General features: G+C 61.4%; 5 protein-coding genes and 1 pseudogene. 3 read left to right on the top strand and 3 right to left on the bottom strand.

Annotation, left to right across the window (positions count from 1 at the left end):
* The 3 genes from QWZ14_RS07240 to QWZ14_RS07230 all read left to right on the top strand — a co-directional run.
* Positions 1 to 599, top strand: a 599-nt coding sequence (locus QWZ14_RS07240) for a transposase (protein ID WP_408903644.1), incomplete at its 5' end; no start/stop codon positions are given.
* A gap of 113 nt (positions 600 to 712) precedes the next feature.
* Entirely contained in the window at positions 713 to 1,576 is an 864-nt protein-coding gene (locus tag QWZ14_RS07235) for a nucleoside hydrolase-like domain-containing protein (RefSeq protein ID WP_290315956.1), read from the top strand.
* 39 nt (positions 1,577 to 1,615) lie between these two features.
* Positions 1,616 to 2,287, top strand: a complete 672-nt coding sequence (locus tag QWZ14_RS07230; RefSeq protein ID WP_290315955.1) for a carbohydrate-binding domain-containing protein — start codon at positions 1,616 to 1,618, stop codon at positions 2,285 to 2,287.
* 420 nt (positions 2,288 to 2,707) lie between these two features.
* On the opposite strand, the pseudogene QWZ14_RS07225 reads toward QWZ14_RS07230, so the two are convergent.
* The 3 genes and pseudogenes from QWZ14_RS07225 to QWZ14_RS07215 form a co-directional block, all read right to left on the bottom strand.
* Positions 2,708 to 3,035 (bottom strand): annotated as a pseudogene (locus QWZ14_RS07225) (transposase); the annotation flags it as partial.
* Positions 3,036 to 3,188: 153 nt separating this feature from the next.
* Entirely contained in the window at positions 3,189 to 4,250 is a 1,062-nt protein-coding gene (locus QWZ14_RS07220) for a sensor histidine kinase (RefSeq protein WP_290315954.1), read from the bottom strand.
* A 313-nt stretch (positions 4,251 to 4,563) separates the two neighbouring features.
* A partial coding sequence (locus QWZ14_RS07215; RefSeq protein ID WP_290315953.1) for an IS30 family transposase occupies positions 4,564 to 5,007 on the bottom strand: 444 nt, incomplete at its 5' end.

The raw sequence follows: 5,007 nt of genomic DNA, 5'->3' as shown, positions 1-5,007 counted from the left end.
ATGTAGAGCCATCGTTGACAACCGAACCCTCATGTAAGGACGAGGCCAGAGTAGGCCAGAAGGGCCGCATGGTCCGCCGCTGGTTCCAGCGCGGCATGCGACCACGCATGGTCAAGGATCAGCGCTACCGCTCGGCCTACATCTTCGGCGCGGTCTGCCCGGCGCGCGACACCGGCGCCGCGCTCGTGCTGCCGCACGTCTCGGTCGCTGCCATGAACCTGCTGCTCACCGAGGTCAGCGGCCTGCTGCCGGAGCGCACCCACGCCGTAATGCTGATCGACAATGCTGACTGGCACACCGCCAACGAGCTCCAGGTGCCCTCCAACATCTCGTTGGTCCACTTGCCGCCCTATGCGCCCGAGCTGAACGCCATCGAGAAGGTCTGGCAGTACCTGCGCGACCGGTACGGCTCTTCACCGACACTGGCGCCATCATCGATGCCTGGAACCGATTGTTGGCCGAAACCGGCCGCATTGCATCGCTCACCGATCTTGATTGGGCAAGACAGGTCAGAAGTTAGGCCGGTGGGTTTGATAGGCGGAGTGCCGGCAATTCTACAGATTGGATTTGATTCTATACCGATATTCAACTTGAAGTAGAATTACAAGATTGAAATTATCGTATTTGTGGTGAAGATGATCCTTGGAGCGAAGGCTCGCTCGGCAGTCCGGTTGCAGAAACATGCGACCGGACTACGAAAGGCAGGGATCACATGGCAACAGCCAGGCTGTTCATTTCGACTGACATGCAGATGATCACGGGCGTCAATCACACCGCAGGTGATAAAGACGACGTTCAGTCCCTGGTGCATGCCCTGATGTACCAGGACAAGTTCGATATCGTGGGCATCGCCTCCAGCACGTCCTGGTGGCAACCAGGCGCCAACAATGAATCCTTCATCCACCACGTCATCGATAAATACGGGCAGGAGCAAAGCGTGCTCGCCCAGCATGGCGACGGTTTCAAATCTGCCAGCGCACTGCACGACATCACCTACCAAGGCACTCAGGCGCTCGCCGGAGCCTCAGGCATTCCGGACCGTACCGAAGCGTCGGACGCCATCATTCAGCAGGCCCGTGAGGCTGATGCTGCAGGTGAGAAGCTCTATGTCGCCACTTGGGGCGGCCTCGGTGACATGGCCCGGGCGCTTCACGACGCACCAGAGATTGCTGGCGCCGTCAGGCTCCTCTCGGTAGCCGGCGAGCAGCAGGAGCCAAATGCCTACAAATACGTCCTGGAAAATTTTGCCGGCAAAGGCGATCTGTGGTGGGTGAATGAAAACTCCACGCATTTCGGCGTCTATGCGACGCCGGAGAGCACCGGCAGTGAGCAAACCGATCCAGCCGGCAACATATGGGCTGAAACCAATGCCCGAGGGCATGGCGTGCTCGGGCAATTCTTCTACGAAAATACTCTCGATATCCTTGGCACGAACTACCCTGGCGACGGGTTGAAGATGGGGGATTCGCACACTGTATTTTATTTGATCGACGGCGAGGCGAACAATGACGATCCGACCAGCGGGAGCTGGGGCGGCGAGTTTCAGCAGGCCGGAGACAAGTATTGGATAGACTAGGACGGTCAGGGCTTTGGATGGGCAGGCAGCGAAGGCGCCATGACCATTTATGAAGACCGAGCGGCTTGGACCGGTGATTTCGCCGCTCGCTTCGATTGGTTGCAGGCACCTACTCCGGATCCAGTACAGCCGACACCGGACCCTGTCGTCGCGCCTCCGACGGGAAATGGGGGCGGTGGCACCAGCGACACAATTGGCAGCGGCGAGGACAGCATCGTACTGCACATCAGCCAGGACGCTTACCAGGGCGATGCCCAGTACACCGTGTCGGTGGATGGCCAGCAGATCGGTGGCACGCAGTCGGCGTCGGCCCTGCACGTAGAAGGCACGTCCGATACGTTGACCATCCGAGGCACGTTTAGTTCCGGCCAGCATACGGTGGAAGTTAGCTTCCTCAACGATCTATGGGTCCCGGCTAATGGTGGGAGCGATGGTCCGGATATGGACCGCAACCTCCATGTTGACGGCGTCATCTTCAACGGCGTCGATACCCAACAAGGCGGGACCCTGTTCAGCGCGGGAGGTCAGCAATTTGTCGTCGGCAACCCCGGCGTGACGCCGCCAAAGGATGGCCCTATTGAAACGGACCAACCTTCCGATAATTCAAGCGATCCTTGGGCCGCCTTCACTCATGATGGGGCGGTAGATTGGGCCGCTGCCTCCGCTGCTGTGATGGCAAATTATGAAGCGACCGGATCCTGGTACCTTTAGCTCGCTTCGTCGCGTTGATGTTCACAGTTGGCCGGCCTTGAAGGGCCGGGGTTCCGAAGGAAGGCGTTCGCTGCCTGCCAAGGCATCCCACGGCTGGGGGTAGAGCGGGGTGTCGTCATTTCCACAAAGTCTTCTACACGCGCGTGCTCGAACGTGAGAGGGTTTGCTAATATCGCCCACTCCGCTCCACCCCTGAACTGTCAGGCGGTTGCAGGCCGATGCCGCGAACCGCCTGCCACTGGCCGTTTTACACCGCCCGCAGCAGCATCACGCCGCCGCTCCAATGGCCGACTTTCTCTCCGCCGTGCACACGAAGCCTTGGGCCAGAGTCGCGTGTCGCAACACAACCCTAGCGGGGACTAGCGCGATGGCCGCCACCATTACGGTGGCGACCTCCTACACAACGTCCGGAGGCACGGCCACGTACCGCGTCGAAATGCCTTGAATGTCGGCTTCCTGGATCTTCGTAGTCAGCGCCTTCTCGGCGGTGCGCCGGGCTCCAGAAAAGCCGGAAAATAGCTGCCGCGGCGGAGCTTCGAAATGCGCAGCTCAACGGTGCCGGCGCGGGTCTGTCAGTCGCAATCCCGGTAGCCCTTGCATTGGTTGATCCAGTTCTCGCTGCGCTTGCCAGGGGCGGCGCCGATCAGGCCAGCCGCCTCCAACTCCATCAGCCGCTCATCTCGCACAGCAGGTCGGCATTGGAGGACTTCTCAGGCAGGCCGCGCAGGACCATCGTGTCGTCGATCATTAAGGGGGTCTCCTGGTGTCAGGTTGAAGGCTTCGACAACCCAAACCCTACCAAGGATCACCTCGGTGGCCGCTCCGCTACGCTCGCCAGAGGCTTCGCTTCGCGCCCCGGGCTCCATCGCTCTTACACCACCACCCTGGACGCAACCGCCACCTAACCTCCAAGTTGAACAACGATGCGGCGACGGTTTGCCGGGTCGATCCAGACGCTGTCGGGGCCAGAAAGCGCGGCGATCAAACGCATCCCAAGCCCTTTGCCGTTCTTCGCCTTAGGCACAAAGTCATCTGGGAACCCCGGTCCCAGATCTGACACGGATACGAGGACCGCCCCTGCGCTGGCCGCATGCCGCACCGCGACGGTGATCGGACCGGCGCCATGCTTGAGGGCATTGGCGACCAGTTCAGCGGCAATCAACCCAAGGCGTGGCAGCAGGGAGGTCGGCAAAGCATCCGCCGCGCCCGGATCAACCTGCAGAGCCACGGAGCGGCTCGGCGCCGAGTAGCTATCCTCATCCTGCTGGCTGATGTCGTTCAACAGGGTGCCGAGATAGGCAGCGGCATTCGACGTTCCACCCCGCAGTCCCTCGGACGGTGCCCGGTGAAGGTGTCGGTGCGCGCGGGCGACGGCGCCGACGCGACGGGCGGCCGTCTGCAATGCTGCCCGCGTCGCCGTGTGGTCTTCCAGTTTGCCTTGCAGCATGAGGGCGCTGTGAAGCAGTTGCAGCCCGTTGGCCACCCGGTGGTCGGCTTCGCGCGCCAGCAGCTCCTTTTCCGCGATCATCTTCTTGGCTTGCCGTCGGTCGCGTTGTGCCTCCACCAAGCTGGTGGCGACATCGGCCAGGGCCTTGACCCGTTGTTGGTCCTGGTCGCTCGTGATCGATGGCCGCGTCGTGGCAAAGGCCAGATGCAGGGTGCCAATGGTGATGCCCGGGGAAGTGAACGACCATAAGCGTGTCGATGTGGCATCGCCGTCGGGCCCAGGAGGCAGGGCAGATGTGTCCTCGCTCAGCCAAGCCAGCACATGGGGCGTGGCGAACAGCAGACGTGCTAATGCGGTCAGGCGATCCGCCTCCGGTTGCTCCGAGTTACCGGAACCGACGTCATTCGATGGGATGCTGACCTCAGAACCGGCCACTTGCCGCGAGGACGACGAAAGGCCCGCCAGGTCGGAAGCAAGATTTTCACGGGTGGGGCGAAATGCAGCCAGTTTGCCCACGAATCTCTAACCTTCGGTTGACCTCACTAACTTAACACACGTTTTCGTTATTCGCAGTACGAAACTATGAACGTTGCCAATCAGTAAGACGGATAGGTCATGCTGGGGACGGAAGAGTTGGTGTCTGCCGATCACCCGACCGGGGTCGAAGTCATCAAGGGGACATTGCCAACTTGTTTGCTCAATAGTTGCACTGGGCCGCATTGCGTGACGGCTTGCGCCGTCACACCGTCCGTGCGGACCCGCTCTGGCAGGCGAGGATCATCGATGCAANGTCGGAGGAGATCTGGCCGCCGTCAAAGCGGGGGCGGATTCAACATCCGTAGCGAACACCACCACCGTTCGGTGTCTTGCCCCCGTTGGCCAGTTTGGCAAGTAGGCTGTTGAAGGCCTCGTTCGGCGTGGCGTAGTCGAGTGTCTTTCTGGGCCGATCGTTGAGGCTGGCGACGACAAGGTCGAGGTCGTCTTGGTCCCACCCGGCCAAGGAGCTGCCCTTTGGCAGGTACTGGCGCAGCAGGCCATTGGTGTTCTCGTTGGAGCCGCGCTGCCAGGGCGAGTGCGGATCGGCGAAGAAGATGCGCATGCCGGTCTGCGCAGCCAAGCCTGCATGTCCGGCCATTTCCTTGCCCTGGTCATAGGTCAGCGTCTGGCGAAGGGGCGCGGGGATGGCGTTCAGCGCACCGGCGAAGGCCGAGGTTGCGACCGCGGCGCGGCGCGTGGGCATATGCACCAGCACGACCAGACGGGTGGTGCGTTC

Source organism: Paeniroseomonas aquatica, assembly GCF_030409335.1.
Lineage (GTDB): Bacteria > Pseudomonadota > Alphaproteobacteria > Acetobacterales > Acetobacteraceae > Belnapia > Belnapia aquatica.
The sequence above is the reverse complement of the archived record's forward strand: the minus strand, read 5'-3'. Positions and strand labels throughout refer to the sequence as shown.